General features: G+C 74.5%; 26 protein-coding genes. 10 read left to right on the top strand and 16 right to left on the bottom strand.

What is annotated here, in order from left to right; genetic code table 11:
- Nucleotides 1-205 precede the first annotated feature (205 nt).
- Nucleotides 206-910, top strand: a complete 705-nt coding sequence (locus ACRB68_RS41775; RefSeq protein ID WP_153540656.1) for a class I SAM-dependent methyltransferase — start codon at nt 206-208, stop codon at nt 908-910.
- Entirely contained in the window at nt 907-1,548 is a 642-nt protein-coding gene (locus ACRB68_RS36515; protein WP_328595237.1) for an NAD(P)-dependent oxidoreductase, read from the top strand. Before ACRB68_RS41775 ends, ACRB68_RS36515 begins: the two co-directional genes overlap by 4 nt.
- 5 nt (nt 1,549-1,553) lie before the next feature.
- On the opposite strand, the gene ACRB68_RS36510 is transcribed toward ACRB68_RS36515, so the two are convergent.
- The 3 genes from ACRB68_RS36510 to pdhA are packed head-to-tail and all read right to left on the bottom strand — an operon-like array spanning nt 1,554 to nt 4,890.
- Entirely contained in the window at nt 1,554-2,825 is a 1,272-nt protein-coding gene (locus ACRB68_RS36510) for a dihydrolipoamide acetyltransferase family protein (protein ID WP_153540652.1), read from the bottom strand.
- Nucleotides 2,822-3,802 carry an alpha-ketoacid dehydrogenase subunit beta gene (locus tag ACRB68_RS36505; protein WP_153540650.1) on the bottom strand — a complete coding sequence of 327 codons (981 nt, stop codon included), beginning with the start codon at nt 3,800-3,802 and terminating at the stop codon, nt 2,822-2,824. Before ACRB68_RS36505 ends, ACRB68_RS36510 begins: the two co-directional genes overlap by 4 nt.
- On the bottom strand, nt 3,802-4,890 hold the full coding sequence (gene pdhA, locus ACRB68_RS36500; RefSeq protein ID WP_328595236.1) for a pyruvate dehydrogenase (acetyl-transferring) E1 component subunit alpha: 1,089 nt from the start codon (nt 4,888-4,890) through the stop codon (nt 3,802-3,804). The genes ACRB68_RS36505 and pdhA overlap by 1 nt, the downstream gene beginning before the upstream one ends.
- Nucleotides 4,891-5,014: 124 nt before the next feature.
- On the opposite strand from pdhA, the gene ACRB68_RS36495 reads away from it, so the two are divergent.
- On the top strand, nt 5,015-5,500 hold the full coding sequence (locus ACRB68_RS36495) for an Lrp/AsnC family transcriptional regulator (RefSeq protein ID WP_153540989.1): 486 nt from the start codon (nt 5,015-5,017) through the stop codon (nt 5,498-5,500).
- A 9-nt stretch (nt 5,501-5,509) separates the two neighbouring features.
- On the opposite strand, the gene paaE is transcribed toward ACRB68_RS36495, so the two are convergent.
- The 8 genes from paaE to ACRB68_RS36455 form a co-directional block, all read right to left on the bottom strand.
- On the bottom strand, nt 5,510-6,568 hold the full coding sequence (gene paaE, locus ACRB68_RS36490; RefSeq protein WP_407924330.1) for a 1,2-phenylacetyl-CoA epoxidase subunit PaaE: 1,059 nt from the start codon (nt 6,566-6,568) through the stop codon (nt 5,510-5,512).
- 2 nt (nt 6,569-6,570) lie between these two features.
- The gene (gene paaD, locus ACRB68_RS36485; protein ID WP_153540648.1) at nt 6,571-7,059 is read right to left on the bottom strand and encodes a 1,2-phenylacetyl-CoA epoxidase subunit PaaD; all 489 of its coding nucleotides are present in this window, start codon (nt 7,057-7,059) and stop codon (nt 6,571-6,573) included.
- A complete protein-coding gene (gene paaC, locus ACRB68_RS36480) occupies nt 7,053-7,820 on the bottom strand; it encodes a 1,2-phenylacetyl-CoA epoxidase subunit PaaC (protein ID WP_153540645.1) in 768 nt (255 codons plus the stop codon). Before paaC ends, paaD begins: the two co-directional genes overlap by 7 nt.
- Entirely contained in the window at nt 7,820-8,098 is a 279-nt protein-coding gene (paaB, locus tag ACRB68_RS36475) for a 1,2-phenylacetyl-CoA epoxidase subunit PaaB (RefSeq protein ID WP_153540643.1), read from the bottom strand. The genes paaC and paaB overlap by 1 nt, the downstream gene beginning before the upstream one ends.
- Nucleotides 8,095-9,009 (bottom strand): 1,2-phenylacetyl-CoA epoxidase subunit PaaA, encoded by a 915-nt coding sequence (paaA, locus tag ACRB68_RS36470; protein ID WP_153540641.1) that lies wholly within the window; start codon nt 9,007-9,009, stop codon nt 8,095-8,097. The genes paaB and paaA overlap by 4 nt, the downstream gene beginning before the upstream one ends.
- Nucleotides 9,006-11,003: a phenylacetic acid degradation bifunctional protein PaaZ gene (gene paaZ / locus ACRB68_RS36465; protein WP_153540639.1), complete on the bottom strand. Its 1,998-nt coding sequence runs from the start codon at nt 11,001-11,003 to the stop codon at nt 9,006-9,008. The genes paaA and paaZ overlap by 4 nt, the downstream gene beginning before the upstream one ends.
- Before the next feature lie 85 nt (nt 11,004-11,088).
- Nucleotides 11,089-11,697: a TetR/AcrR family transcriptional regulator gene (locus ACRB68_RS36460; RefSeq protein WP_328595235.1), complete on the bottom strand. Its 609-nt coding sequence runs from the start codon at nt 11,695-11,697 to the stop codon at nt 11,089-11,091.
- Between the two features lie 44 nt (nt 11,698-11,741).
- The gene (locus tag ACRB68_RS36455; RefSeq protein ID WP_153540637.1) at nt 11,742-12,377 is read right to left on the bottom strand and encodes a TetR/AcrR family transcriptional regulator; all 636 of its coding nucleotides are present in this window, start codon (nt 12,375-12,377) and stop codon (nt 11,742-11,744) included.
- A 106-nt stretch (nt 12,378-12,483) separates the two neighbouring features.
- Between ACRB68_RS36455 and ACRB68_RS36450 the strand changes: the two genes are divergently transcribed.
- From ACRB68_RS36450 to ACRB68_RS36430, 5 genes are all read left to right on the top strand, one after another.
- A complete protein-coding gene (locus ACRB68_RS36450) occupies nt 12,484-14,262 on the top strand; it encodes an acyclic terpene utilization AtuA family protein (RefSeq protein WP_153540636.1) in 1,779 nt (592 codons plus the stop codon).
- Between the two features lie 56 nt (nt 14,263-14,318).
- Nucleotides 14,319-15,851 (top strand): acyl-CoA carboxylase subunit beta, encoded by a 1,533-nt coding sequence (locus ACRB68_RS36445; RefSeq protein WP_235960866.1) that lies wholly within the window; start codon nt 14,319-14,321, stop codon nt 15,849-15,851.
- 4 nt (nt 15,852-15,855) lie between these two features.
- Nucleotides 15,856-17,820, top strand: coding sequence for an acetyl/propionyl/methylcrotonyl-CoA carboxylase subunit alpha (locus tag ACRB68_RS36440; RefSeq protein ID WP_153540632.1), 1,965 nt, complete (start codon nt 15,856-15,858; stop codon nt 17,818-17,820).
- Nucleotides 17,817-18,971 (top strand): acyl-CoA dehydrogenase family protein, encoded by a 1,155-nt coding sequence (locus tag ACRB68_RS36435; RefSeq protein ID WP_328595234.1) that lies wholly within the window; start codon nt 17,817-17,819, stop codon nt 18,969-18,971. The genes ACRB68_RS36440 and ACRB68_RS36435 overlap by 4 nt, the downstream gene beginning before the upstream one ends.
- A 124-nt stretch (nt 18,972-19,095) precedes the next feature.
- Complete coding sequence (locus ACRB68_RS36430; protein ID WP_153540631.1) at nt 19,096-20,007, top strand: RDD family protein; 912 nt, start codon at nt 19,096-19,098, stop codon at nt 20,005-20,007.
- On the opposite strand, the gene ACRB68_RS36425 is transcribed toward ACRB68_RS36430, so the two are convergent.
- Nucleotides 19,979-20,875, bottom strand: coding sequence for a hypothetical protein (locus ACRB68_RS36425; protein WP_194293574.1), 897 nt, complete (start codon nt 20,873-20,875; stop codon nt 19,979-19,981). The two genes, ACRB68_RS36430 and ACRB68_RS36425, sit on opposite strands and share 29 nt — an antisense overlap.
- A gap of 143 nt (nt 20,876-21,018) precedes the next feature.
- Between ACRB68_RS36425 and ACRB68_RS36420 the strand changes: the two genes are divergently transcribed.
- Entirely contained in the window at nt 21,019-22,185 is a 1,167-nt protein-coding gene (locus ACRB68_RS36420) for a sensor histidine kinase (RefSeq protein ID WP_153540629.1), read from the top strand.
- The gene (locus tag ACRB68_RS36415; protein WP_153540627.1) at nt 22,182-22,850 is read left to right on the top strand and encodes a response regulator; all 669 of its coding nucleotides are present in this window, start codon (nt 22,182-22,184) and stop codon (nt 22,848-22,850) included. Before ACRB68_RS36420 ends, ACRB68_RS36415 begins: the two co-directional genes overlap by 4 nt.
- 22 nt (nt 22,851-22,872) lie before the next feature.
- On the opposite strand, the gene ACRB68_RS36410 is transcribed toward ACRB68_RS36415, so the two are convergent.
- The 4 genes from ACRB68_RS36410 to ACRB68_RS36395 all read right to left on the bottom strand — a co-directional run bounded on the left by ACRB68_RS36410 (nt 22,873) and on the right by ACRB68_RS36395 (nt 26,493).
- A complete protein-coding gene (locus ACRB68_RS36410; protein WP_328595233.1) occupies nt 22,873-23,457 on the bottom strand; it encodes an AAA family ATPase in 585 nt (194 codons plus the stop codon).
- Complete coding sequence (locus ACRB68_RS36405; RefSeq protein WP_153540626.1) at nt 23,454-24,566, bottom strand: enolase C-terminal domain-like protein; 1,113 nt, start codon at nt 24,564-24,566, stop codon at nt 23,454-23,456. The genes ACRB68_RS36410 and ACRB68_RS36405 overlap by 4 nt, the downstream gene beginning before the upstream one ends.
- A gap of 42 nt (nt 24,567-24,608) precedes the next feature.
- The gene (locus tag ACRB68_RS36400) at nt 24,609-24,875 is read right to left on the bottom strand and encodes a hypothetical protein (protein ID WP_153540624.1); all 267 of its coding nucleotides are present in this window, start codon (nt 24,873-24,875) and stop codon (nt 24,609-24,611) included.
- A gap of 112 nt (nt 24,876-24,987) precedes the next feature.
- A complete protein-coding gene (locus ACRB68_RS36395) occupies nt 24,988-26,493 on the bottom strand; it encodes an LCP family protein (protein ID WP_153540622.1) in 1,506 nt (501 codons plus the stop codon).
- Between the last annotated feature and the right edge of the window lie 7 nt (nt 26,494-26,500).

Here is a 26,500-nt window from a genome sequence, read left to right as displayed (position 1 = left end):
GAGACCTCCTCGTCTCTACTACAAAACGTAGTACTACTCTTTGTAGAGGAAAAGGGCGGCCGCCGCCAGGCCTTGCTCCGCACGGGTTCGAACTTTCCGCCGGAAGGCGCGGGGGCCCAGCGGAGACTCATATGGACAGTGATATCTATATGAAAGGGGTGCGGCCGGTCCCGCTCATCCGCACCGGGCAACGGGAGGCGTCACGGTGATCCTGAAAGACGTCACGGCGCGCTACACGCCGTCGGAGGCGTGGTTCTACGACCGCTTCATCGCCGGGGCCGTGCTGGCCACGGTGTCCGGGCTGATCGACCGGCTGGTGGCCGGGGTCCCGGCGGACGGCTCGGTCCTGGAGGTCGGCTCCGGTGGCGGCCGGTTCGCGCTGCGCCTCGCCGAACGCGGCGCCGGTCTTCACGTGACCGGTGTCGATCTGTCCGCCGGGCAGGTGGCACGGGCCGCCCGCCGCGCGCGGGCCGGGACGGTGGCCGGCCGGGTCGGGTTCCAGGTGGGATCGGCGCTGGAGACGGCGTTTCCCGACGAGCACTTCCACGCCGTGGTCAGCATCGGCTCGATCAAGCACTGGCCCGACCGGGACAAGGGCATGGCGGAGATGGCGCGGGTGCTGCGGCCCGGCGGCCTGCTGCTGGTGGCCGAGGTCGACCGCGGTTGCGCACTCGCCGACGCGCGGGCGTTCGTGGCCCGGCTGGGGCTTCCGCGCCCGCTCGCCGAGCCCGCGCTGTGGGGGTTCCGCACCTACATCGCCGGTCAGGGGCTGGACCTGGACGAGGGCCGGGCGCTGGTCGCCGGCCTGCCGCTCGTCCGGGCCGGGGCCGAACGCCTCCCGGGCACGCCCCTGCTGACGATCTCTGGGGTCAGGCGGGCCGCTCCGGACGACGCGGCGGGTGTCCGGTGAAGGTCGTCGTCTTCGGGGCCACCGGCGGCACCGGCCACCACGTCGTGCGTCAAGCCCTGGAGCAGGGCTGCGCGGTGACGGCGGTGGTCCGCGATCCCGCCCGGCTCGCCGTCCGCCACCCCGGTCTCACGGTGTCCGCCGCCGCCCTGGCGGATCCGGCGGCGCTGCGGGACGCGGTGGCGGGGCACGACGCCGCGGTCTCGGCGCTCGGGGCGAACACGCTCGGGCAGGCCCGCGCCGGCGTCGTCTCCTCGCTGATCCGCGAGATCGTGGCCGCCCTGGACGCGTGCGGTGTGCGGCGGCTGGTGGCCGTCAGCGCCGCACCGGTCGGCGACGTGCCCGACGGCGAGTCGTTCGCGGGCCGCAGGCTGGTCTACCCGCTGGTCTCGGCCGTCTTCCGCACCGTGTACAGCGATCTGGCCGCCATGGAGCGGCGGATCCGCGACAGCCCGCTGGACTGGACGATCGCGCGTCCGCCCCGGCTGACCGGCGGGCCGGGGCGCGGCCGGTACCGGCAGGAGACCGGCGCGAACGTCGCCAACGGGCGGGTCCTCGCACGCGCCGATCTCGCCCACGCGGCGCTGGGCTGGCTGCACGACCCGGCCACCGTGCGGCAGGTCGTGGGCGTCGCCTACTGACCCGGTCAGAGGGAGGTGAGGGCCGTCTGGGGGTCCTCGACGCAGTCGGCGACGAAGCGCAGGAACGCCGCGGCCGGGGCGCCGTCGCAGACGCGGTGGTCGAAGGCCAGGCCGAGCTGGGCGACCTTGCGGACCGCCAGCTCGCCGTCCACGACCCAGGGCCGGTCGATGATCCGGCCGACGCCGAGGATGGCGGCCTCGGGGTGGTTGATGATGGGGGCCGAGCCGTCGACGCCGAAGACGCCGTAGTTGTTGAGGGTGAAGGTGCCGCCGGTCAGGTCGGCGGCGGTGAGGGCGCCGGCGCGCGCGGCCTCGGTGAGGCGGGCCAGTTCGTCGTGCAGGCCGCGGGCGGTCCGGGTGTGGGCGTCCCTGATGACGGGGACGACCAGGCCGCGGTCGGTCTGGACGGCGATGCCGAGGTTGACGCCGTCGAACCGGACGATCTCCCCCTCGCCGACGCGGCTGTTCAGCTCGGGGTGCCGGGCGAGGCCCGCGACGACGAACCGGGCGATGAGGGCCAGCAGCCCGATCGGCCGCGCGGCGCGGGCGTTGATCTCCTGCCGGGTCTGCACGAGGGCGGTGGCGTCGACGTCGACCCAGGTGGTGGCCTCGGGGATCTCGCGGCGGCTGCGGGCGAACGCCTCGGCGGCGGCCTTGCGGGCGCCGCGCAGCGGGACCCGCTCGGCGACGGGCCGCGGCCCGTCCGGCGCCGGGGCGGCCGGTACGGGCTCGGCCGGCGCGGTATTGGCCGGCGCGGTGTCGGCCGGCACGGGGGGAGCGATGGCCCGCTCGACGTCGGCGCGGGTGATGACGCCGCCGGGGCCGCTGCCGGCGAGCGCGCCGAGGTCGACGCCGTGGTCGCGGGCCAGGCGGCGGACGACGGGCGACACGACCAGCGGGCGCGTCGCCGGCGCGGCGTGGCGGCGGGGCACCGGCCGCTTGCGGGGCGGGGCGGCGGTGGTGCCGTAGCCGACCAGGACGTTGCCCGACCCGGCCCGCTCCTCCTCGATGTAGCGGGCCGCCTCGGGCCCGGGGGCCCGGTCGTCGACGACGATGAGGACGGCGCCGACGTCCAGCACGGTCCCCTCGGCGGCGCGCAGCTCGGCGACGGTCCCGGCGTAGGGCGTCGGCACCTCCATGACGGCCTTGGCGGTCTCGACCTCGACGACGGGCTGGTCCACCTCGACGGTGTCGCCGGCCGCGACGAGCCAGCGGACGATCTCGGCTTCGGTGAGGCCCTCGCCCAGGTCGGGCAGGGTGAACTCGCGGGCGGTCATGCGGTCTCCCACTGCAGGGTCGCGACGGCGTCCAGCACCCGGCCGGCGTTCGGCAGGTGGTGGTGCTCCAGTTTCGGCGGGGGATAGGGGATGTCCAGGCCGGTGACGCGCCGCACCGGCGCCTCCAGCGCGTGGAAGCAGCGCTCGCCGATGCGGGCGGCGATCTCGGAGGCGACGCCGGCGAAGCCCTGCGCCTCGGCCACGACGACGGCGCGGCCGGTCTTCATGACGCTGGCGGTGACGGTCTCGTCGTCGAACGGCACGATCGTGCGCAGGTCCACCACCTCCAGGTCCCAGCCCTCGGTGGCGGCGGCCTCGGCGGCCTCCAGCGCGACCGGGACGGCCGGCCCGTAGGCGACCAGGGTGGCGTCGCTTCCCTCGCGGCGGACGGCGGCGCGGCCGAACGGCCCGGTACGGGCGGGCAGCTCGACCTCCTCCTTGGCCCAGTAGAGGCGCTTGGGCTCCAGGAAGACCACCGGGTCGGGGAACTCGATCGCCTCGCGCAGCAGGCTGTAGGCGTCGGCGGCGGTCGCGGGGGTGACGACGGTGAGGCCGGGGGTGTGCGCGTAGTAGGCCTCGGAGGAGTCGCAGTGGTGCTCCACGCCGCCGATGCCGCCGGCGTAGGGGATGCGGATCACCATGGGCAGGGTGATCGCGCCGCGGGTGCGGTTGCGCATCTTGGCGACGTGGCTGGCGATCTGCTCGAACGCGGGGTAGGCGAACGCGTCGAACTGCATCTCCACGACGGGCCGCAGCCCGTTCATCGCCATGCCGACGGCGGTGCCGACGATGCCGGACTCGGCGAGCGGGGTGTCGAAGCAGCGGTCCTCGCCGTACTTGGCGGTGAGGCCGTCGGTGACGCGGAAGACGCCGCCGAGCGGGCCGACGTCCTCGCCGAACACCACCACGCGCTCGTCGGCGGCCAGGGCGTCGGCGAGGGCGGCGTTGATCGCCTGGGCCATGGTGAGGGAGGCCATCAGTGCTCCTCGGCGCGCAGCCGGGCGGCCTGCTCGCGCAGCTGGGGGGTGGGGGCGGCGTAGACGTGCGCGAACAGCTCGTCCGCGGCGGGCGGGGTGGTGGCGGGCAGCCGCTCGCGCAGGTCGGCGGCGACGCGCTCGGCCTCCTCGGCGACGGCGGCGACCGCCTCGTCGGTGAGCGCGCCGGTCCGCCGCAGGTGGGCGGTGAGGCGGTCCACCGGGTCGCGGTCCAGCCACGCGGCGACCTCGTCGTCGCTGCGGTAGCGGCCGGCGTCGTCGGCGTTGGTGTGCGCCTCGATCCGGTAGGTGTGCGCCTCGACCAGGGTCGGGCCGCCGCCGGCGCGGGCCCGCTCGGCGGCCCGGCCGACGACGGCGAGGACGGCGGCGACGTCGTTGCCGTCCACCTGGACGCCCGGGACGCCGTAGCCGACGGCCTTGTGCGCCAGCGACGGCGCGGCGGTCTGCCGGGCGAGCGGCACCGAGATGGCGTACCGGTTGTTCTGCACGAAGAAGACGACCGGGACCTGGAAGACGGCGGCGAAGTTCAGCGCCTCGTGGAAGTCGCCCTCGCTGGTCGCGCCGTCGCCGAGGAAGGCCAGGACGACGGTGTCCTCGCCCCTGGCGCGGGCGGCGTAGGCGACGCCGACGGCGTGCAGCGCCTGCGTGGCGAGGGGCGTGCACTGCGGGCCGGTGCGGTGCGCGGCCGGGTCGTAGCCGCAGTGCCAGTCGCCGCGCAGCAGGGTGAGCACCTCGACCGGGTCGATGCCGCGGGTGACCAGGGCGACGCTGTCGCGGTAGGTCGGGAAGAGCCAGTCGGTGCGGCGCAGCGCGAGGACGGCGCCGACCTCGGCGGCCTCCTGGCCGTGCGCGGACGGGTAGACCGCGAGCCGGCCCTGCTTGACCAGGCTGGTCGCCTGGCGGTCGAAGCGGCGGCCGACGACCAGGGCCCGGTAGGCGGCCAGGAGCTCCTCGGGGGCGGGCATGGGGTGGCCCGCGGCGCGGGCCTTCGGCGCGCGCTCACCGTTCTTGCCGATGAGCCGGACGGGTTTGGCGGTGGGGAGCAGTTCGGCACCGGGCGTGGCGACCACGGAAATTCCTCCTCATTGAGGCATTTGTCGAACACGGTGCGGTGTGACCTGGCACTCTGTCCAGAGTCGGCCACCAGACCGAGACGAATGGAGTGCTGTGACGGACTTCGCTGGACGGATGGACATGCCCGAGCCGTCCCCGGGGCAACCGGTCCCGGTGCTGGACGAGGTCGACCGGCGGATCGTCGCCGAGCTGTCGAGGGACGGCCGGCTGTCGGTGCGCGCGCTGGCCGAGCGGCTGCACATCTCGCGCGCCAACGCCTACTCCCGGCTGGAGCGGCTGCAGCGCGACCAGGTCGTCCGCGGCTTCGCGGCGCGGCTGGACCCGGTCCGGCTCGGCCTCGGCACCTCGGCGTACGTGACGCTGACGATCGAGCAGAACTCCTGGCGCGGGGTGCGCGACCGGCTGCTGCGCATCCCCGCGATCCGGCACTTCTCGCTGACCGGCGGCGACTTCGACGTCATCGCGCTGGTGCGGGTCGCCGACCAGGCCGCGCTGCGCGAGGTCGTCTTCGCCGACCTGCACACCATCCCGGGCGTGCGCAGCACCCGCACGATGATCATCTTCGAGGAGTCGGCGGACGACATGATCCTGCGCGACCGCCCCTAGCCGCCCGGCTCAGGCGTCGAAGTCGACCGTCACCGGGCCGCCCGCCGGCTCGGACTGGCAGGTGAGGACGTAGCCCGCGTCCAGCTCGGCCGGGTCGAGGGCGTAGTTGCGGCGCATCACGACCTCGCCCTCGGTGACCTTGGCCCGGCAGGTGCCGCAGACGCCGCCCTTGCAGGCGAACGGCATGTCGGGGCGGACCCGCTGGGCGCCGTCCAGCACGGTCGCGCCCGGCGGCAGGTCCAGCCGGGTGGTGCGGCCGTCCAGGATCACCGTGACCGGGGTGGACGGCCCGTCCGGCGCGGGCGGCGGCGGTGCCGCGCGCTCCGGCGGGACGTCCTCGACGTGGAACAGCTCCCGGTGCACGCGGTCGCGGGGCACCCCCAGCCCGGCCAGCACCTCCATCGCGCCGGTGACCATCCCGTAGGGGCCGCAGAGCCACCAGTGGTCCACGTCCGCGACCGGGACGAGCAGCGGCAGCAGCCGGCGCAGCCGCGCCGCGTCGAGCCGCCCGCTGAACAGCTCGGCCTCGCGCGGCTCGCGCGACAGCACGTGCACCAGCTGCACCCGCTCGGGGTGGGCGTCCTTCAGGCCGGCGAGCTCGTCGGCGAACATCACCGACCCGGCGGTGCGGTTGCCGTACAGGACGGTCACCCGTGAACCGGGCACCGCGAGGGCGGACGCGGCGATCGACAGGATCGGGGTGATGCCCGACCCGGCGGCGACCAGCACGTGGTGCGCGCCCGGGGCGAGGTCGGCGGTGAACGACCCGGCGGGCGGCAGCACCTCGATCTCGTCGCCCGGCCGCACCTCGTGGACCAGCCAGGACGAGAACACCCCGCCGGGCACCTCGCGGACCCCGACGCGCGGCGGCCCGCCGGCCGGCGCGCAGATCGAGTACGACCGGCGCTCCTCGCGGCCGTCCACGAACCGGCGCAGGGTGAGCGACTGGCCGGGCCGGAAGGCGTACCGGCCGGCGAGCTCGGGCGGCACCGCGAAGGTCACCGCGACGGCGTCCTCGCAGAGCCGCTCCACCTTGTCCACCCGCAGGGTGTGCGTTACGGCGGCCACGGTCAGATCTCCTTGAAGTGGTCGAAGGGCTCGCGGCAGGACCGGCAGCGGCGCAGCGCCCGGCACGCGGTCGCGCCGAACTCCGACAGCTCCTCGGTGTCGGGGGAGCCGCAGCGCGGGCAGGCCGCCGTCCGGGTCGGGCCGAGGGTGAGCGGGACGGGCCCGGCGGGCGGGCGCGGCGCGCGGCCGGGCGGCGCGATCCCGGCCGCGGCCAGCTTGCGGCGCCCCGCCGCGGTGATCTGGTCGCTGCTCCAGGCGGGGCTGAGCGCGATCCGCACGTCGACGCCGGCGAACCCGGCCTCGGTGAGCCGGCGCACCAGGTCGTCGCGCATGGTGTCCAGCGCCGGGCAGCCGGTGTAGGTCGGGGTGATCGTCACGGTGACCCGGCCGTCCCGCTCGGCGACGTCGCGCAGCACGCCGAGGTCGGCGAGGGTGAGCTGCGGCAGCTCGGGGTCGGTGACGGTCTCGGCGACCTCGCGCGCGGTCACCATGTCGCCTCCGGGAGGGACCGGGCGACGCCCTGCATCTCGGCCAGCAGCTCGGCCAGGTCGTCGCCGCGCGGGCCGGGCGGCGCGGTGCCGGCGGGCACCTTCAGGGTGGCGCGGGCGAGGACCTCGCCGATGACGGCGTCGAACCCCGCGCGCAGGTCCGGGTCGCGGGTGAACAGCTCGCCGACCAGCGGCCACAGGTCGGCGAGGGCCCGCTCCATGCGCTCACGGGAGTGCTCGGTGCCGTCGCCCAGCATGATCGTCCAGCGGGCGGCGTAGTCGCGGTGGTAGGCGACCTCCTTGACGCCCTTGTCCGCGATCGCGGCGAGGACCGGGTCGGGGTCGCCGCGCAGCCGCTCCAGCACCGCCAGGCGCCACGTCGAGAAGACCAGCAGCCGGACGACCAGGTGCGCGAAGTCGCCGTTGCGCACCTCGGCGAGCCGGACGTTGCGGAACCCGGCCGCCTCGCGGTGGAAGGCGAGCGCGTCCTCGTCGCGGCCGGTGCGGGCGAGCAGCAGCCGCGCCTGGCCGAGCAGGTCCAGCGCGATGTTGGCGAGCGCGACCTCGTCCTCCAGCTCGGGCGCGCGGGTGCACCACTCCTGGATCCGGTGCGACATGACCAGCGCGTCGTCGCCGAGGGCCAGGCAGCGCTCCGCCAGCTCGGGGGAGGCCGGCGTCATGGGGACGCCGTCCAGCGGGTCGCGGAAGCCGGTGCCGAAGGCCCAGTGGCCGTCGCCGGTGAAGTCGTCGTCGTAGAGGTCCATCAGATGTGCGGAACGTCGTCGGGAATGGCGTAGAACGTCGGGTGCCGGTACACCTTGTCGCCGCTCGGCGCGAAGAAGGCGTCCTGCTCGTCCGGGCTGGACGCGGTGATGTGCGCCGAGCGCACCACCCAGATGCTGACGCCCTCGTTGCGCCGGGTGTACAGGTCGCGGGCGTTGTGCAGCGCGGACTCGTCGTCGGGCGCGTGCAGCGAGCCGACGTGCACGTGGTTCAGGCCGCGCTTGCCGCGGACGAACACCTCGTACAGGGGCCAGGTCATGGCGTCGCCTCCTTCTTGCGGGCGTGTGCGGCGGCGGCCTCGCGGACCCACGCGCCCTCCTCGTGGGCGCGGCGGCGGTTCGCGATCCGCTCGGCGTTGCAGGGGCCGTCGCCGCCGATGACGCGCTTCAGCTCGTCCCAGTCGGGCGTGCCGAAGTCGTGGTGGCCGCGCTCGGCGTTCCAGCGCAGCTCCGGGTCGGGCAGCGTGACGCCGAGCCGCTCGGCCTGCGGGACGGTCATGTCGACGAACTTCTGCCGCAGCTCGTCGTTGGTGTGCCGCTTGATCCTCCAGGCCATCGAGCGGGCGGTGTTGGGGGAGTCGGCGTCGGGCGGCCCGAACATCATCAGCGACGGCCACCACCAGCGGTCCACCGCGTCCTGCACCATCGCGCGCTGCGCCGCGGTGCCGCCCATCATGGTCATCAGCAGCTCGTAGCCCTGCCGCTGGTGGAACGACTCCTCCTTGCAGACCCGGATCATCGCGCGCGCGTAGGGGCCGTAGGAGCTGCGGCAGAGCGGCACCTGGTTGCAGATCGCCGCGCCGTCCACCAGCCAGCCGATCACGCCGACGTCGGCGTACGACAGCGTCGGGTAGTTGAAGATCGAGGAGTACTTCTGCCGGCCGTCGATCAATCGCTCGGTCAGGTCGGCGCGGTCCATCCCGAGCGTCTCGGCCGCCGCGTACAGGTACAGGCCGTGGCCCGCCTCGTCCTGCACCTTGGCCAGCAGGATCGCCTTGCGCCGCAGCGACGGCGCCCGGGTGATCCAGTAGCCCTCCGGCTGCATGCCGATGATCTCCGAGTGGGCGTGCTGGGCGATCTGGCGGACCATGGTCTTGCGGTACGCCTCGGGCATCTCGTCGCGCGGCTCGATCCGCTGGTCCGCCGCGATCACTTCGTCGAACGTGCTCATTTGGCCACCAGGGTGAGGACGTCGTACTTGGCGACGGAGGCGCCGTCCTGGTTGGTGACGTCGGTGTCCCAGCGGACCTCGCCGTAGTCGGCGCCTTCGCGCGGGGTGATCTGCTTGGCCGTCAGGGTGACGGTCAGCTCGTCGCCCGGCTTCACCGGGGTGAGGAAGCGCAGGTTCTCCAGGCCGTAGTTGGCCAGGACGGGGCCGGGTTCGGGGGAGACGAACAGGCCGGCGGCGAACGACACCACCAGGTAGCCGTGGGCGACGATGCCGCCGAACAGCGGGTTGGCCTGGGCGGCTTGTTCGTCGGTGTGGGCGTAGAAGGTGTCGCCGGTGAACTCGGCGAAGTGCTCGATGTCGTCCAGGGTGACGGTACGGGGCCCGGCGGTGACCGAGTCGCCGGCCTTGAGCTGGGCGAGGTTCTTGCGGAAGGGGTGGACGCCGTCGTCGGACCGCTGCGCGCCGGGCGTCCAGTGGCCGGTGATGGCGGTGAGGACGCCGGGCGAGGCCTGGACGGCGGTGCGCTGCATGTGGTGCAGGACGGCGCGGACGCCGCCGAGCTCCTCGCCGCCGCCGGCGCGGCCGGGGCCGCCGTGCACCAGCATCGGCAGAGGTGAGCCGTGGCCGGTGGATTCCTTGGCGTCGGTGCGGTCGAGCACGAGGATGCGGCCGTGCCAGGGGGCCAGGCCCAGGACGATCTGGCGGGCGAAGTCGGTGTCTTCGGTGACGAGGGAGCCGACGAGGCTGCCGCGGCCGCGGGCGGCGTAGTCGATGACCTGCTCGGTCGAGTCGTAGGGCAGCAGGGTGCTGACGGGGCCGAACGCCTCGACCTCGTGCGGTTCGGCCCGCTCGGGGTCGCCCAGCAGCAGCAGCGGCGACATGAACGCGCCGAGTTCGGCGTCGGCGTCGACGGCCTCGACCCGGTCGGGGTCGCCGAACAGGGGCGTCCCGCCGAGCGCCTTGACCGCGCGGCGGACCTCTTCGCGCTGCTGGCGGCTGACCAGCGGGCCCATCCGCACTCCCTCGGCGCCGGGGGCGCCGATGACGATGCGCGACAGGCGTTCGCGGACGGCGTCGGTGACCTCGTCCAGGCGGTCGCGGGGCACGAACGCGCGGCGGATGGCGGTGCACTTCTGCCCCGCCTTGGCGGTCATCTCGGTGACGAGCTGCTTGGCGTACAGGTCGATGTCGCCGTCGGGGCCCAGGATGGAGCAGTTGAGCGAGTCGGCCTCGGCGTTGAAGCGGACGGCGCGCTCGACGATGACGGGGTGGGTGCGCAGCTTGCGGGCGGTGGCGGCCGAGCCGGTGAAGCTCAGCACGTCCTGCTCGGTGAGGTGGTCGAGCAGGTCGCCGGGCTCGCCGCAGACGAGCTGGACCGATCCTTCGGGCAGGATGCCGCTGTCGATGATCAGCTCGACCAGGCGGGCGGTGATGTAGGCGGTCTGGGAGGCGGGCTTGATGAGCGTCGGCATGCCGGCGATGAACGCGGGCGCCAGCTTCTCCAGCGGGCCCCAGACGGGGAAGTTGAACGCGTTGATCTGGACCGCCACGCCGTGCAGCGGCGTCATCAGGTGGCGGCCGGCGAACGTGCCGCCCTTACCGAGGGGCTCCACCGCGCCGTCGATGTAGACGGTGTCGTTGGGCATCTCGCGGCGGCCCTTGCTGGAGAAGGCGAACAGCGTGCCGATACCGCCGTCGACGTCGATCCGGGCGTCGGCGAGCGTCGCGCCGGCGTGCGCCGACAGCGCGTACAGCTCCTCGCGGTGCTCGTTGAGGTGGGACGCGAGGGCCTTCAGCAGCGACGCGCGCTGGTGGAAGGTCAGCTCGCGCAGACCCGCTCCCTGCCGCCGGCCATAGGCCAGCGCGGCGCCGAAGTCGATCCCGGCGGAGGAGACCCTGGCGACCTCCTGGCCGGTGACGGCGTCGTGGATCGGGGCGCCCTCGTCCTGAGGGGTCTGCCAGGTCCCCGAGACGTAACCGCGCAGCACTGCCATGCCCTGTCCCTTCACCGAATTACCGACCGGACGTTCGGTAAGTAATGCTAACCCGCCGGGCCGGAGCTGGGAAGACCCGCCGGGGTCAGGCGCGCAAGCCGTCGAAGGCAGTACGGCGGACCAGTACGGCAAGCGCGGCCACGTCCGTGCCGCCGTCCGGCCGGTACCACTCGATCAGCGAGTTGACCATGCCGAACACCAGCCGCGCCCCGATCGCCGGGTCGATGCCCGGCCGCAGGTCGCCCTCGGCCGCGGCCCGCTCCATCAGCTCGGCGACCAAGTGGTCGAAGGCGCGGCGCCGCTCCAGCGCCCGCCGCTCCACGTCGGTGTTGCCGCGCACCCGCAGCAGCAGGGTGACGAACGGCAGCCGCTCGGCGAGCACGTGCACGCTGCGCTCCACCAGGAACTCCAGCCGGTCGATCGCGCGCCCGTCCAGCGCCGCCGCCTCCTCGGCCGCCTCGAACAGGCCGTCCAGGGCCCGGTCGGTGGCCATGCGCAGCAGGTCCTCCTTGCTGTCGACATGGTGGTAGATCGCCGACTTGGTGATGCCGAGCGCGCGCGCGAGCGCCTCCATCCCGGTGGCCTCGTAGCCGCGCTCGTTGAACAGCCGGACGGCGACCGCCAGGACCGATTCCAGGTCGTGGCCGGGCCGCCCGCGCTTGGCCGGCCGCCGGGCCGCGGATGTGGAGGTCACGGCACCGAGTATCCCAGCGTCCGGTGGCGGCCCGTCCGGGCGGCTCAGCGCGGGACGTCCGTCGAGGCGGGCGCCGCGCCGAGGGCGAGCTCCAGCGTCGCCGCCCACTGGCGCAGCAGGCGGGCCCGGCGCGCCGAGTCGTCGGTGAGCAGGTCGGCCAGGCCGAGGCCGCGCACCAGGTCCAGGGTGGCCTGGACGGTCTCGCGCACGCCCGGGACCGTCTCGTCCGCGCCGAGCGCCTCCACGGTGAGCCGGTGCGCCTCCCGGCCGACCCGGGCCTCCAGCGGCAGGACCTGGGCGCGCAGCTGGTCGTCCGAGCTCGCCGCGACCCACAGCTGCAGCGCGGCCCGGAACAGCGGGCTGGTGTACATCTCGCCGAGCAGCGTGACGACCTCCAGCGCGCTCGGCCGGCGGCCCGCCAGGGCGTCCAGGTGCTCGCGCATCCGGGTCATCCGCACCTCGCTGCCGTACTCGACGGCGGCGGTGACCAGCTCCTCGCGGGTGCGGAAGTGGTGCTGGGCCGCGCCGCGCGACACCCCGGCGCGCTCGGCCACCACCGCGACGGTCGTGCCCGCCCAGCCCATCGACGCCAGGCAGTCCACGGCGGCCTCCAGCAGCCGCTGCCGGGTGGCGCGGCTGCGGTCCTGCTGCGGTTCGCGGGGGACTGCCTGCGTGGTCATCGTGTCCTCGGGGTCGGTGGAATGCTCCAGTCAACCAAATACGCCCCGAAGTGGAAACAATCAAGCGCGATTGATTTTTTCATGCCGGGCTGGCAGGCTGCGGGCCATGAGCCAACCGTTGCGGATCGGTAACGCCTCGGGCTTCTACGGCGACCGGTTCTCCGCGGTCCGGGAGATGCTGCGGGACGGTCCCCTGGACGTCCTCACCGGCGACTACCTCGCCGAGCTGACCATGCTGATCCTGGGCCGGAGCAGGCTGAAGGACCCCGGCGGCGGTTACGCCGCCACCTTCCTGCGGCAGATGGAGGAGTCCCTCGGGCTGGCCGCCGAGCGCGGCACCAAGATCGTCACCAACGCGGGCGGTCTCAACCCGCGCGGGCTGGCGGGCCGGCTGCGCGAACTCGCCGAGCGTCTCGGCGTCCAGGTCGCGATCGCCCACGTGGAGGGCGACGACCTGCTGCCGCGCGCCAAGGAGCTCGGCCTCGCCCACGAGCGCCACGGGCAGCCGCTCACCGCCAACGCCTACCTGGGGGCCTGGGGCATCGCCGCGTGCCTGAAGGCCGGCGCCGACATCGTGGTCACCGGCCGGGTCACCGACGCCTCCCTGGTCGTCGGCCCCGCCGCCGCGCACTTCGGCTGGGCCCGCGACGACTGGGACGCCCTCGCCGGCGCGACGGCCGCCGGGCACGTGCTGGAGTGCGGCGCGCAGGCGACCGGCGGCAACTACGCCTTCTTCCAAGAAATCTACAACGTAAAGCCGCTGGGCTTTCCGCTCGCCGAGATCCGCGCCGACGGCTCCAGCGTCATCACCAAGCACGACGGCACCGGCGGCAACGTCACCACCGAGACCGTCACCGCCCAGCTGCTCTACGAGATCGGCGGCCCCGCCTACGCCGGGCCCGACGTCACCACCCGGTTCGACACCGTCCGGCTCCGCCAGGACGGCCCCGACCGCGTCGAGATCAGCGGCGTGCGCGGCACCCCGCCGCCGCCTGCCACCAAGGTGTGCCTGAACCACCTCGGCGGCAACCGCAACGAGATGACCTTCGTGCTCACCGGGCTGGACATCGAGGCCAAGGCCGAGCTGGCCAAGGCGCAGCTGGAGGCCGCGTTCGGCGACCGGCGGCCCGAGCGGGTGGAGTGGACGCTGGTCGGTACGGCGGAGAAGGACCCGGCTACCCAGGGCGCGGCGACCGCTTTGCTGCGCTGCGCCGTTCTGGACCCCGATCCGGTCAAGGTCGGGCGTGACTTCAGCGGCGCGGTCGTGGAGCTGGCGCTCGCCGGGTATCCGGGGTTCACGATGACCTCGCCGCCGGGGAAGGGCGCGCCGTACGGCGTGTACACGCCGGCTTTTGTGGCGAACGAGGAGATCGAGCATGTGGCGGTGCTGCCGGATGGAGAGCGGGTGATCATCCCGGCGGCGGAAGTGGTGCAGAGCGACTTCAGCCAACCCCCGCCCGCCCAGGGGGGCGACCCCACTTCCATTGTCGAACCCGCAGGTCAGAGCGCGGTAGTACCCCAGCCATCTGTGGATAACCCCGCCCCCGCCGGTCCCACCGTCCGCGTCCCGCTCGGGCGGATCGCCGGCGCCCGCAGCGGCGACAAGGGCGGCGACGCCAACATCGGCGTCTGGGCCCGCACCGACGCCCAGTGGGCCTGGCTGAACGCCCACCTCACCACCGAGCGCCTCGCGGAACTGCTCCCCGAGACCCGCGAGCACACCGTGACCCGGCACGTCCTGCCGAACCTGCGCGCCGTCAACTTCGTCGTCGAGGGGCTCCTGCAGGAGGGCGTCTCGGCCTCGACCCGGTTCGACCCGCAGGGCAAGGCCCTCGGGGAATGGCTGCGGTCCCGCCTCGTCGACATCCCGGAGGCAGTCCTTTGACTCTCAAGACCACCATCGACCCGAACGGCCCCGAGTACCGCGAGCGCCGCGCGGCGATGCTCGCCAAGCTCGCCGGGTTGGACGCCGAGCACGCCAAGGCCCTCGCGGGCGGCGGCGAGAAGTACGTCACCCGGCACCACAAGCGCGGCAAGCTGCTCGCCCGCGAGCGCATCGAGCTGCTGCTGGACCCCGACTCGCCGTTCCTGGAGCTCAGCCCGCTGGCCGCCTGGGGCAGCGACTTCCCCGTCGGCGCCAGCGTGATCACCGGCATCGGCGTCGTCGAGGGCGTCGAGTGCATGATCGTCGCCAACGACCCGACGGTGCGCGGCGGCTCCAGCAACCCCTGGACGGTCAAGAAGAGCTTCCGCGCCTCCGACATCGCGCTGGAGAACCGGCTGCCGGTGATCAACCTGGTCGAGTCCGGCGGCGCCGACCTGCCCACCCAGAAGGAGATCTTCATCCCGGGCGGGCGGATGTTCCGCGACCTCACCCGGCTGTCGGCGGCCGGCATCCCCACGATCGCGCTGGTGTTCGGCAACTCCACCGCCGGCGGCGCCTACATCCCCGGCATGTGCGACCACGTCGTCATGGTCAAGGAGCGCGCCAAGGTGTTCCTCGGCGGGCCGCCGCTGGTGAAGATGGCGACGGGGGAGGAGGCCGACGACGAGGAGCTCGGCGGCGCCGAGATGCACGCCCGCACCTCCGGCCTCGCCGACTACATGGCGGTGGACGAGGCCGACGCGATGCGCCTCGGCCGCCAGATCGTCAAGCGGCTGAACCACCGCAAGCCCGGCCCCGCGCCCGGCCCGGTCGAGGAGCCGGTGCTGGACCCCGAGGAACTGGCCGGCATCGTCCCCGAGGACCTGAAGACCCCGTTCGACCCGCGCGAGGTCATCGGCCGGATCGTGGACGGCTCCCGGTTCGACGAGTTCAAGCCGCTGTACGGCACCAGCCTCGTCACCGGCTGGGCCCGGCTGCACGGCTACCCGATCGGCATCCTCGCCAACGCGCAGGGCGTGCTGTTCGGCGCCGAGGCGCAGAAGGCGGCCCAGTTCATCCAGCTCGCCAACCAGGCGGACACCCCGCTGCTGTTCCTGCACAACACCACCGGCTACATGGTCGGCAAGGAGTACGAGCAGTCCGGCATCATCAAGCACGGCGCCCTGATGATCAACGCGGTGTCCAACAGCCGGGTGCCGCACCTCACCGTCGTCATGGGCGCGTCCTACGGCGCCGGCAACTACGGCATGTGCGGCCGCGCCTACGACCCGCGCTTCCTGTTCACCTGGCCGAGCGCCAAGTCCGCCGTGATGGGGCCGCAGCAGCTCGCCGGGGTGCTGTCGATCGTGGCCCGGCAGGCCACCGAGGCCCGCGGCCAGGTCTACGACGAGGCGCAGGACGCCGCCATGCGCGAGATGGTCGAGACCCAGATCGAGGCCGAGTCGCTGCCGTACTTCCTGTCCGGGCGCCTCTACGACGACGGCGTCATCGACCCGCGCGACACCCGAACCGTTCTCGGCCTCTGCCTGTCGGTCGTCCACAACGCCCCCGTCCAGGGCGCGGACGGCTTCGGCGTCTTCCGGATGTGAGCTGATGATCAACAAACTGCTGGTGGCCAACCGCGGCGAGATCGCCCGCCGCGTCTTCCGCACCTGCCGCGACCTCGGCATCGGCACCGTCGCGGTGTACTCGGACGCCGACGAGGGGGCGCCGCACGCCCGGGAGGCGGACGCGGCCGTCCGGCTGCCCGGTGACGCGCCCGGCGCGACCTACCTGCGCGGCGACCTGATCATCGCGGCGGCGCGCGCCGCCGGGGCCGACGCGATCCACCCCGGCTACGGGTTCCTGTCGGAGAACGACGGGTTCGCCCGCGCCGTCCAGGACGCCGGGCTCACCTGGGTCGGCCCGCCGCCCGCCGCGATCACCGCGATGGGCTCCAAGATCGAGGCCAAGAAGCTGATGGCCGCGGCCGGCGTGCCCGTGCTGCCCGAACTGGACCCCGGCTCGGTCACCGAGGCCGACCTGCCGATCCTGGTGAAGGCGTCGGCGGGCGGCGGCGGGCGCGGCATGCGCGTCGTGCGGGCCCTCGCCGACCTGCCCGAGGAGGTCGCCGCGGCCCGCCGCGAGGCCGAGTCGGCGTTCGGCGACCCCGCGGTGTTCTGCGAGCCGCTGCTGGAGGACGCCCGCCACATCGAGGTGCAGATCCTCGCCGACGCGCACGGCACCGTGTGGGCGCTCGGCGAGCGCGACTGCTCGGTCCAGCGCCGCCACCAGAAGATCATCGAGGAGGCGCCGTCGCCCGCGGTGGACGACGCGCTGCGCGCCGAGCTGTGCGCCGCCGCGGTGAACGCCGCCGAGGCGATCGGCTACACCGGCGCCGGGACCGTGGAGTTCATGCTCGCCGGCGACGGCCGCTTCTACTTCCTGGAGGTCAACACCCGCCTGCAGGTCGAGCACCCCGTCACCGAGTGCGTCTACGGGCTCGACCTGGTCCGGCTCCAGATCGAGGTCGCCGAAGGGCACCCGCTGCCCGCCGCGCCGCCCGCGCCGCGCGGCCACGCCATCGAGGTCCGCCTGTACGCCGAGGACCCCGCCGCGGGCTGGCTCCCCGGCAGCGGCACCCTGTACACCTTCGAGATCCCCGGCGTGGACACCGAGTTCGCGCTCGGCGGCGAGTCGGGGCTGCGCCTGGACAGCGGCGTGGAGAGCGGCGGCGAGGTCGGCGTCCACTACGACCCGATGCTCGCCAAGCTCATCGCCTGGGCGCCGACCCGCGCGGCCGCCGCGCGGCGCCTGCGCGCCGCGCTCACCGGCGCCCGCCTGCACGGTGTCACCACCAACCGGGACCTGCTCGCCCGCATCATGGCCGAGCCGGTCTTCCTGGCGGGAGATGTCCACACCGGCTACCTCGACCGGATCGGCCTGGACGTGCTCGCCGCGCCGCTCGCGGACGAGGACACGGTACGGCTGTCGGCGCTCGCCGCGGCGCTCGCGGACGCCGCCGCCAACCGCGCCGCCGCGCCCGTCCTCGGCGGGCTGCCCTCCGGCTGGCGCAACGTGCCCTCCCAGCCGCAGCGCAAGACCTACGAGGGCCCCGGCGGGACGATCGAGGTCGCCTACCGCCTCACCCGCGACGGCCTGGCCGCCGAAGGCCACGACGGCGTGCGCCTCGCCGCCGCCGCCCCCGAGGAGGTCGTCCTCGACGTCGCGGGCGTGCGGCACCGCTTCACCGTGCGCACCGCCGCCGGGCACCGCTACGTCGACTCCCCGCTCGGCCCCGTCGCGCTGCGCGCCGTGCCGCGCTTCGCCGACCCGAGCGACCTGGTCGCCCCCGGCTCGCTGCTCGCGCCGATGCCCGGCACCGTCGTGCGGGTGCTCGCCGAACCCGGCGCCGCCGTCGCCGAGGGCCAGACCCTGGTGGTGCTGGAGGCCATGAAGATGGAGCACCGCATCGCCGCCCCCGCCGCCGGCACGGTGGCCGAGCTGAACGTCAGCGCAGGACAGCAGGTCGAGGCCGGCGCGGTCCTCGCCGTGATCTCCGAAGGGAACCCCCAGTGAGCTTCATCGAGTCGCAGGAGCGGCAGGCGCTGCGCGCCGCCGTCGCCGAACTGGGCGCCAAGTACGGCCCGGACTACTACGTCCGCAAGGCCAAGGCGGGCGAGAAGACCGACGAGCTGTGGCAGGAGGCCGGCCGTCTCGGCTACCTCGGCGTCAACGTGCCCGAGGAGTACGGCGGCGGGGGCGGCGGCATCGGCGACCTGGCCGCGGTCTGCGAGGAGCTCGCCGCCGCCGGCTGCCCGCTGCTGCTCATGGTCGTCTCCCCGGCCATCTGCGCCACCATCATCGCCCGCTCGGGCACCGAGGAGCAGAAGAAGCACTGGCTGCCCCGCTTCGCCGACGGCTCGGTCAAGATGGCCTTCGCCATCACCGAGCCCGACGCCGGGTCCAACTCCCACCGCATCACCACCACCGCCCGCCGCGACGGCGACGGCTGGGTGCTGAACGGTCAGAAGACCTTCATCTCCGGCGTCGACGAGTCCGACGCGGTGCTGTTCGTCAGCCGCAGCGAGGACCAGAAGGGCAACCTGCGCCCCTCGCTGTTCATCGTCCCCACCGACACCCCCGGGTTCTCCTGGACGCCGATCGAGATGGAGATCGTCTCGCCCGAGCGGCAGTTCATCTGCCACCTCGACGACGTCCGGCTGCCCTACGACGCCCTGATCGGCGACGAGGACGGCGGGCTGCTGCAGCTGTTCGCCGGCCTCAACCCCGAGCGGATCATGGCGTCGGCGATGGGCGCCGGCATCGGCCGCCTCGCCCTGGGCAAGGCCATCGCCTACGCCAAGGACCGGCAGGTCTTCAAGACCCCCATCGGCGCGCACCAGGGCCTCGCGCACCCCCTCGCCCAGGGCAAGATCGAGCTGGAGCTCGCCCGGCTGATGGGGCAGAAGGCCGCCTGGCTCTACGACCAGGGCGACGACATGGGCGCCGGCGAGGCCGCCAACATGGCCAAGTACGCCACCGCCGAGGCCGCGATCCACTGCGTCGACCAGGCCATCCAGACCCACGGCGGCAACGGCCTGACCAGCGAGTACGGCGTCGGCATGCTGGCCGGGGTGGTCCGCCTCATGCGCATCGCGCCGGTCAGCCGCGAGATGATCCTCAACTTCGTCGCGCAGCACTCCCTGGGCCTGCCCAAGTCGTACTAGGACGCCGCCTTCGCGGACGGCGCCCGGGCGCCGTCCGCGAAAGCGCTCTCCTTGGCCGAAGGCATGGCACGGGGCGGGACATGTCCGTAGAATTCCGGCGCATCCGCCACCGGAAAGGGCACCGATGTACGGCCCCCCGCCACCCGCCCTGCCTTACGCCGCCCCGCCGCCACCGCCCGCGCCGGGCGACGGCGAGGCCGCCCCGCGCGCCCGCCGCTTCGCCGCCTGGGCGATCGACGCCGCGCTGCTCGCCGCCGTCGCCGTCCTGCTCGGCGGCATGACCTGGGGCCGCCTGCACGAGCACTTCGTCGAGCACGCGCCGCTGCGCGCCCTGCAGGCCGTCGCGGGCCTCGCCGGCTCCGGCGGCGACGTGCGCGCCGCCGCCGGTGACGTCGGCGGCGACCTGTGGGGCGCCCTGGTCACCGACATCGAGCAGGCGCTGCTCCTGCTCGTCCTCGCCGAGCTGGTCTACCAGTTCGCCGCGCTCGCCTGGACGGGCCGCACGCTCGGCAAGGCCGCCATGGACATCCGCGTGCGCGCGCCGCACCGCGACGCGCGCGGCATCGGCATGGCCCGCGCCGCCCGCCGCGCCCTGATCACCACCGCCACCGGCACCGGGCTGTACGCCTTCGCCTGGATCCTGCTGCTGGAGGGCCTGTTCCTGTTCTCGGTGCTGCTGTGGCTGGCCGCCGTCGCCGCCTTCGTGGTCAACGCCGTGCCCACCCTGGCCGGGACGCGCCGCCGCAGCATCGCCGACGTCGCCGGCGGGACCGTCGTCGTCCGCGCCCGCACCTACCAGCGCGCGGCCGCGGCCGCGCAGCGGCTCGCCCGCGACAACGCCGCCCTGCTCGCCCAGAACGAGCACGCCCGGCAGGTCCAGGACGCGGGCCGGCGGATCGGCGGCCGCCTGAAAGGCGCCTACCAGGAACGCCGCGCCCTGCCCCCGCCCGGCCAGCATCCCGGATACGCGCCCCCGCAGCAGATCCACCCGGCACCACCGCAGCAGATCAGGCCGCCCGAGCAGCCCTGGCGCTGACCGGCGCGCGGTCGCCCGGCCGCCCCTCGCCCGGCCTCCCCGCGCCCCAGCGCGTCCTGCCGCCGGGCTTGAAGACGGACAGGAACGTCGCGGTCCACAGCAGGGCGAGGAACAGCGCCATGGCGCCGGCCAGCAGGATCCCGGTCCCGCCGGGGTCGGCAGCGGGCTCCTCGGTGCGCGCGGCCAGCTCGTCGATCCACGGCCCCTCGAGCGTGGCGAGGACCGGCAGGCAGAGCGCGATGACCAGCTTGGCGAGCACCCAGCGGTGCCTGACCAGTCCCCACGGGGTGCCGAGCGACACCACCGCCCCGGTGACGAGCGCCAGGAAGACGCTCGGGATCGCCAGCGCGAGGTCGAAGAGATCCATGAGCAGGTAGGCGCCGTGCCGCGTCTCGTGATCGCCGGCGGTGACCCCCACGACGGACAGGGCGAGCATCGTGAGGGAGACGCCCAGCCAGCCGACGCCGACGCCGATGTGCAGCGCCAGCCACACCTTGCGCGACCTGCGCCCGAGCCGCGGGAAGCGCGGCCTCAGCCTGATCGCGATCACCGTCGACAGCAGCATGCCGAGCCACGGCAGCTGGTGGGCGAGCAGGAACAGGAACTGCGCGGGGATGAAGAGCAGGTGGAAGACGATCAGGGTCCGCCGGGCGCGCGCGGCGCCCGCCGCGCGGCCGAGCGCGAACCAGCTCCCGAAGGAGAGCATCGCGGCCAGCGCGTAACCCACTGCCCCGGCGGCTTGGAACAGGGGATGCTGAGCGTCCTGCCGCAGTGCGATCGATGCTCCCGCGACGAGCGCGAAGAGCCCGAAGGCGAACTGCAGGTTCCTGGGGGCGGCCCATCGGCCGAGCCGTTCTTGGATGACCATGCGTCCAGCGTCACCGGCGGCGCCGCGCCGGGGCATCGGCCGATCCGGGAAGGCCGGTCACCGGATCGGCCCTGATTTCCCGGCGCCGCGTACATCTTTCCGCCGACGCGCACGGCGGCCGGGAAGCTTAGCCTGGGAGCACGATGAGCGCGCACGACCCGCCCCCGGCGACGCCCTGGTCCCGCCGTCCCGTGACCGACACGGCGATGGCGCTCGCCGTCGCGCTGTCCACGGCGACGGGCGAGTTCGGCACCGGCTTCTTCGGACCGGCCCTCAGTGGGCTGGGCGGCCGCGTCCCGCCGCTGTGGCTCGGCGTCCCGCTCGCTGTGGGAGCCGGGCTGCTGACCTGGTGGCGGCGCGGCCTTCCGCTGCTCCTGCTGGCGGGATCGCTGCTCGCCAACGCCCTCGTGCCGGCCCACCTGGCCGTCACCGTCGCGCTGTACACGCTGGCCGAGCGCACCACCGCGTGGCCCAAGGTCACCGCCGGGACCCTGGCGTCCGCCGCCCTGGTGGGCGTCCCGATCTGGCGCTTCGCCGGCGCCGACGGTGCGATCCCCATCAGCATGGCGGTGTGCGTCGCGCCCGCGCTTCTGGGCATGTACGTCGGCACCCGGCGCGAACTGGTGGAACGCGTCCAGGAGCGGGCGGAGCGCGCCGAACACGAACAGCAGCGGCGCGTCGCCCAGGCCCGGAGCGACGAACGCGCCCAGATCGCCCGCGACATGCACGACGTGGTCGCCCACCGGGTCTCGCTGATGGTGCTGCAGGCCACGGCCCTGGAGGCGGCCAAGGGCGAGGAGGCGGCCGCCATCGGGACCCAGATCGGCGCGACCGGCCGCGAGGCGCTCGCGGAACTGCGCTCCCTGGTGGCGGTCCTGCGCAACGACGACGACGTCCCGCTCGCTCCGCAGCCGGGGCTGGCCGATCTGGACGCCCTGATCGAGGAGTCCCGGCGGATCGGCATCCCCGTCGTCCTCGACGTGGCCGGCCACGCGGGGGAGCGCCCCCCGCTCCTGGTGGAGCACACGGCCTACCGGTTCGTGCAGGAGGCGCTGACCAACGTGCACAAGCACGCGCCGGGGGCACGGACCCGGGTGCGGGTCCAGCGGACCCCGCGCCTGCTGCGGCTGTCGGTCGGCAACGGCCGGGGACGGCAGGCCGTCGGCGGGGCGCTGCCGGGCGGCGGCCACGGGCTGCTCGGGCTCGCGGAGCGGGTGCGGCTGGTCGGCGGCGAGTTCACCGCGGGCCCCACCCCCGGCGGCGGCTTCGAGGTGACCGCCGAGATGCCGATCCCCCAGGAGGGGCGATGACCGCCGCGGCCGGCCCGATCAGGACGCTGATCGTCGACGACGAGTGGATGGTGCGCGCGATGCTGCGCACCATCATGGAGACCGCGCCCGACATCACGGTGGCGGGCGAGGCGTCCGGCGGCGCCGAGGCCGTCGAGCTCGCCCGCACGCTCCGGCCGGACGTGGTGCTCATGGACATCCGGATGCCGCGCGGCGACGGGCTGACGGCGGCCGGGCGGATGGCGCGGCTCGACCCGCCGCCGCACGTCGTCGTGCTCACCACGTTCGATCTCGACGAGTACGTGCACACCGCGCTGCGCAACGGCGCCGTCGGGTTCCTGCTGAAGGACGCGCCGGCCGGCGACATGCTCGCCGCGGTGCGCTGCGCGGCGCGCGGCGACGCGATGCTCTCCCCGGGCATCACCCGCAGGCTGCTCCGCGAGTTCGCCGGGCCGGCGCCGGACCGGCGCGGCGACGCCGCGCGGCGGCTCGCGGTGCTCACGGACAAGGAACGCCAGGTGCTGGTCGCCCTCGGCGGCGGACTGTCGAACACCGAGATCGCGGCCACGCTCTACATGAGCGAGGCGACCGCCAAGACCCACGTCAGCCGGATCCTGGCCAAGCTGGACCTCGCCAACCGGGTGCAGGCGGCGATACTCGCCCACCAGGCCGGCCTGCTCGGCTGAGACCCGGCCGCACCGGGTCTGCTCAGCCTCCGGACCCGGCCCGGCGCGCCAGCGCCTCGAGCTGGGCGGCCAGGGGGAGCGGCGCCGACAGCCGGTTGTCGATCTCCTCGTGCGGGACCGGCGGCGGCTCCTCGGGGCGCATCCGCGCCACGAACGCGTCGAACGCCGCGAGCTTGCCCGCGTCCCGCGCCAGGCCCCGCGCCTCCAGCCGCCGCCGCAGCGTCCCCGGGTCGCTGCGGATCCACAGCAGCCGCACCGGCGGCCCGCCGAGCCCGGCCACCCACTCCGCCCACCGCTCCGGCGAGCGGATCTGGCCGGTGAACGGGCCGCTCAGCAGCACCGGGCAGCCGCCCGCGCGGATCTCCCGCGCCGCCGCTGTCAGCCCCGCGTACTCGTACCGCTTGACGTGCTCGTCGTACCAGGGGCCCTCACGCTCGCCCGGATCACGGCCCGCCGCCTCCAGCACCGCCGCGACGAACGGGCCGAACAGGGTGTCCTTGTCCAGCAGCGCGGGCGCCGGGCGCAGCCGCTCCAGCAGCAGCGACGCCACGGTGGACTTCCCGCCGCCCGGCGGGCCCGCCACCACCCACGCCGTCGCCGGAGTCACGCCGGCAGCCGCATCCGCCGCGTCGCCAGCCGCTCGATGCGCGCCTCGTCGACCTGGTGGCCGAGCCCCGGCTGCGTCAGCGGCACCCCGACCACCCCGCCCGACGAGCGCACCGGCGGCGTCACGAACACCGGGCCGCCCGCCGGGTCGCTCACATCGCTCGGCAGCGTCACCCCCGGCAGCGCCGCCAGCGCCACCGCCGCCGCCTGCCCGAGCCCGAACGCGCCCGACCCGGTGCACCACACCTCCCACCCGGCCGCGTACGCCAGGTCGTGCGCGCTGCGCGCCGCCGTCAGCCCGCCCAGCAGGTCGATCCGCAGGTCCAGCACCCGGCCCGCGCCGAGCGCGACCGCCGCGTCCAGGGTGTCCAGGTCGCCGATCGCGGGCGCCACCGCCATGTCCACCCGCAGCTGCAGCCGCGCGTGCGCCCGCAGCTCGTGCGCCGCGAACGGCCGCTGGAGCGCCAGCAGCCCGTAGGCGTCCAGCCCCTCCAGCGCGTCCAGGTGCTCGGCCGACTCGTCGTAGGCGTGCCCGGCGTCGGCGACCACCGCGAGCGCCGGGTAGGCCCGCCGGATCTCCCGGATCGGCTCGATGTCCCAGCCCGGCCGCACGTCCACCGTGACCCGGGTGTGGCCCGCGCCGACGGCCCGGTTCACCCGGCCCACCAGCGTCTCCAGCACCGGCTCGGGGGAGATGTGCCGGCCCGTCACGATCGAGGTGCGGGTGCCGCCGAGCGCGTGCGCGAGCGGCAGGCCCCGGCTCCGGCACCACAGGTCCCAGCAGGCGGTGTCGATCGCCGACGCCGCGCTGCGCGTGCCGAGCTGGGCCGCGGCCGACACGTCCTCGGGGCGGTCCCACTCCAGGCCGATCAGCGCCGGCCCCATCCGCTCGGCGATGTCGCGCCACACCGCGTCGGTCACCGGGTCCGGGCCGCCCCGGCGCCCGGGTACCGCCGCCTCGCCCCAGCCCGCCGTGCCGTCCTCGCCGGTCACCCGGACCAGGACGCTCTCGGGCCGCCCGCCGCGCGGCATCGCCACGCGGAAGGCGTCACAGCCGTGGATCTGGGGCACCCGCACCCGCCTCTTCCGCTCGAAGGTGTTCCCTCCCATGATCCCCCCTCCGGGGACCCGGGAACGCCACCCGAGCCGAGGTCAGGCCGCCTGCCGCAGCCCCCGGTCGACCAGCGCCGCCGCCCGCGCCGCATCGCCCGCCGGCGCGATCCGGTCCGCCCACGGCCACCAGTACCAGTCCCCGTCGCAGACCACGCCGCCCGACCGGCCGCCCGGGCGCCGGTCCAGGACCTCCAGCCGGGGCCGCGCGCCGTCCTCCAGCAGCACCGTCAGATAGCCGAGCGGGGCGAGCGCCGCCCCGAGCTCGTCCAGCGCCGCGGTCCCGCCACCGGTGATCGTCTGTGTCATCCCCATCGCCCCCTGTCCGGACATCCCGTCTTTGGATGGGATGGACCGGACGCGGGTCGGGTTCGTCATCGCAAGGTAAGGAGAACCTGCCCGCGCCGCGGCGGGCCCGCCGTCAGGAGGGGCAGGACGACTCCAGCGAGACCGGCTTGGTCCCCTCGTTCGCCCGCTGGGGGGTCGTGCCCGGAGTGGGCGTGCCGCCCTGGCCGGTCCCGCTCGCCGCCGTGGCCGCGGCGGACGGGCTCGCGGACGGGCTCGGCGACGCCGCCCCCTTGTGCGCATCCTCGGCGACCGCCTTGGCGGCCAGCCTGCGGATCAGCGCGAAGTCGGGGTTGCCGGTGATCACCAGCGGCGGCACGAACGCCAGGCTGTTGATCTGCGCGCCGTCCTTGACCTTCTCCGACAGCGTCATCAGCGCCGGCAGCAGCTCCTGGGGGAGGTCGGTGGAGATCGCCCGCTTGGTCGCCGCCGCCAGCTTGTCGAACTTGCGCAGCACCGTCTGCGGGTCGGCCTGCTTGGCGATCGCCCGCATCAGGCACTTCTGCCGGCCCATCCGGGTGTAGTCGTCGCTGTCGGTGCGCGACCGGCCGTACCAGAGCGCGTCCTTGCCGCCGAGCGTGCGGTAGCCCGGCTGCAGCACCCCGCCGTCGCGGCCGTAGGGGATCGGCTGGGTGATGCGGATCTTGACGCCGCCGATCGCGTCGATGATGTCGGCGAAGCCGAACATGTCGACCAGGATGTAGTAGTCGACCGGCTGGCCGAGGATGCCGGCGACCGTCCGCTTCAGCAGGTCGGGCCCGCGGTGGTTCTTCGGCACGCCCGGCACGATGTCGGGGTGCTCCTCGGCGTACTGGTACACCTCGTTCAGCAGGCCCGGCGTCTCGGGGCCGTCCCCGGTGAACCCGTAGGGGAACCGGTCGCGGGCGGGCCCCGGCGGCAGCTGGAAGTGCTCCAGGTTGCGCGGCAGGCTGAGCAGCACCGTGTCGCCGGTGCGGGTGTCCACGCTCGCCAGCGTCATGCTGTCGGTGCGCACGCCCTCGCGGTTGGCGGCCGCGTCGCCGCCGAGCAGCAGCACGTTCACCCGCTTCTGCCCGGCCCACGGGTCGTCGGCGTCGATCTTGCGCCCGTTGCCGCCGCCCGCGTGGAAGATGCTGGTCAGCGCGTCGCGGTACAGGTAGGTGCTGCGCGCCGCCCAGGCCGTCGGCACCGCCACCGCCGCGCACAGCACCGCGACCGCCATGACGCCCGCGGCGCGCGCGGACAGCGTCAGCCCCGCGGGCCGCACCAGCTGGTAGGAGCGGATCACCACCGCCAGCCAGACCAGGCCGAGCAGCACGATGCCGGCGGAGATCCCCGACAGCCAGTCCGGGCGCACGGCCAGGTGCACCAGGTCGTCCCGGAAGAACAGGGCCGCCGCCATCAGGGTCGCGACGACGAGCGCGAACAGCCCCACCAGCAGCCCGCCCGCCCAGCGGCGGCCGGTCGACAGGTGCGCCGCCCCCCACACCAGCGCCGACGCCAGGGTCAGCGCGAGCGCACGCGGCAGCCCGTGCCCGTGCTCGGGGGCGTCGCCGGCGTCACCGCTGTCGCGGGCACGCCGGCTGGCCGTAGGACTCGCCATGTACGCT

This window comes from Actinomadura macrotermitis (assembly GCF_009604375.1).
Lineage (GTDB): Bacteria > Actinomycetota > Actinomycetes > Streptosporangiales > Streptosporangiaceae > Spirillospora > Spirillospora macrotermitis.
Note: the sequence above shows the minus strand (reverse complement) of the source record. Positions and strands in the feature narration are given on the sequence as shown.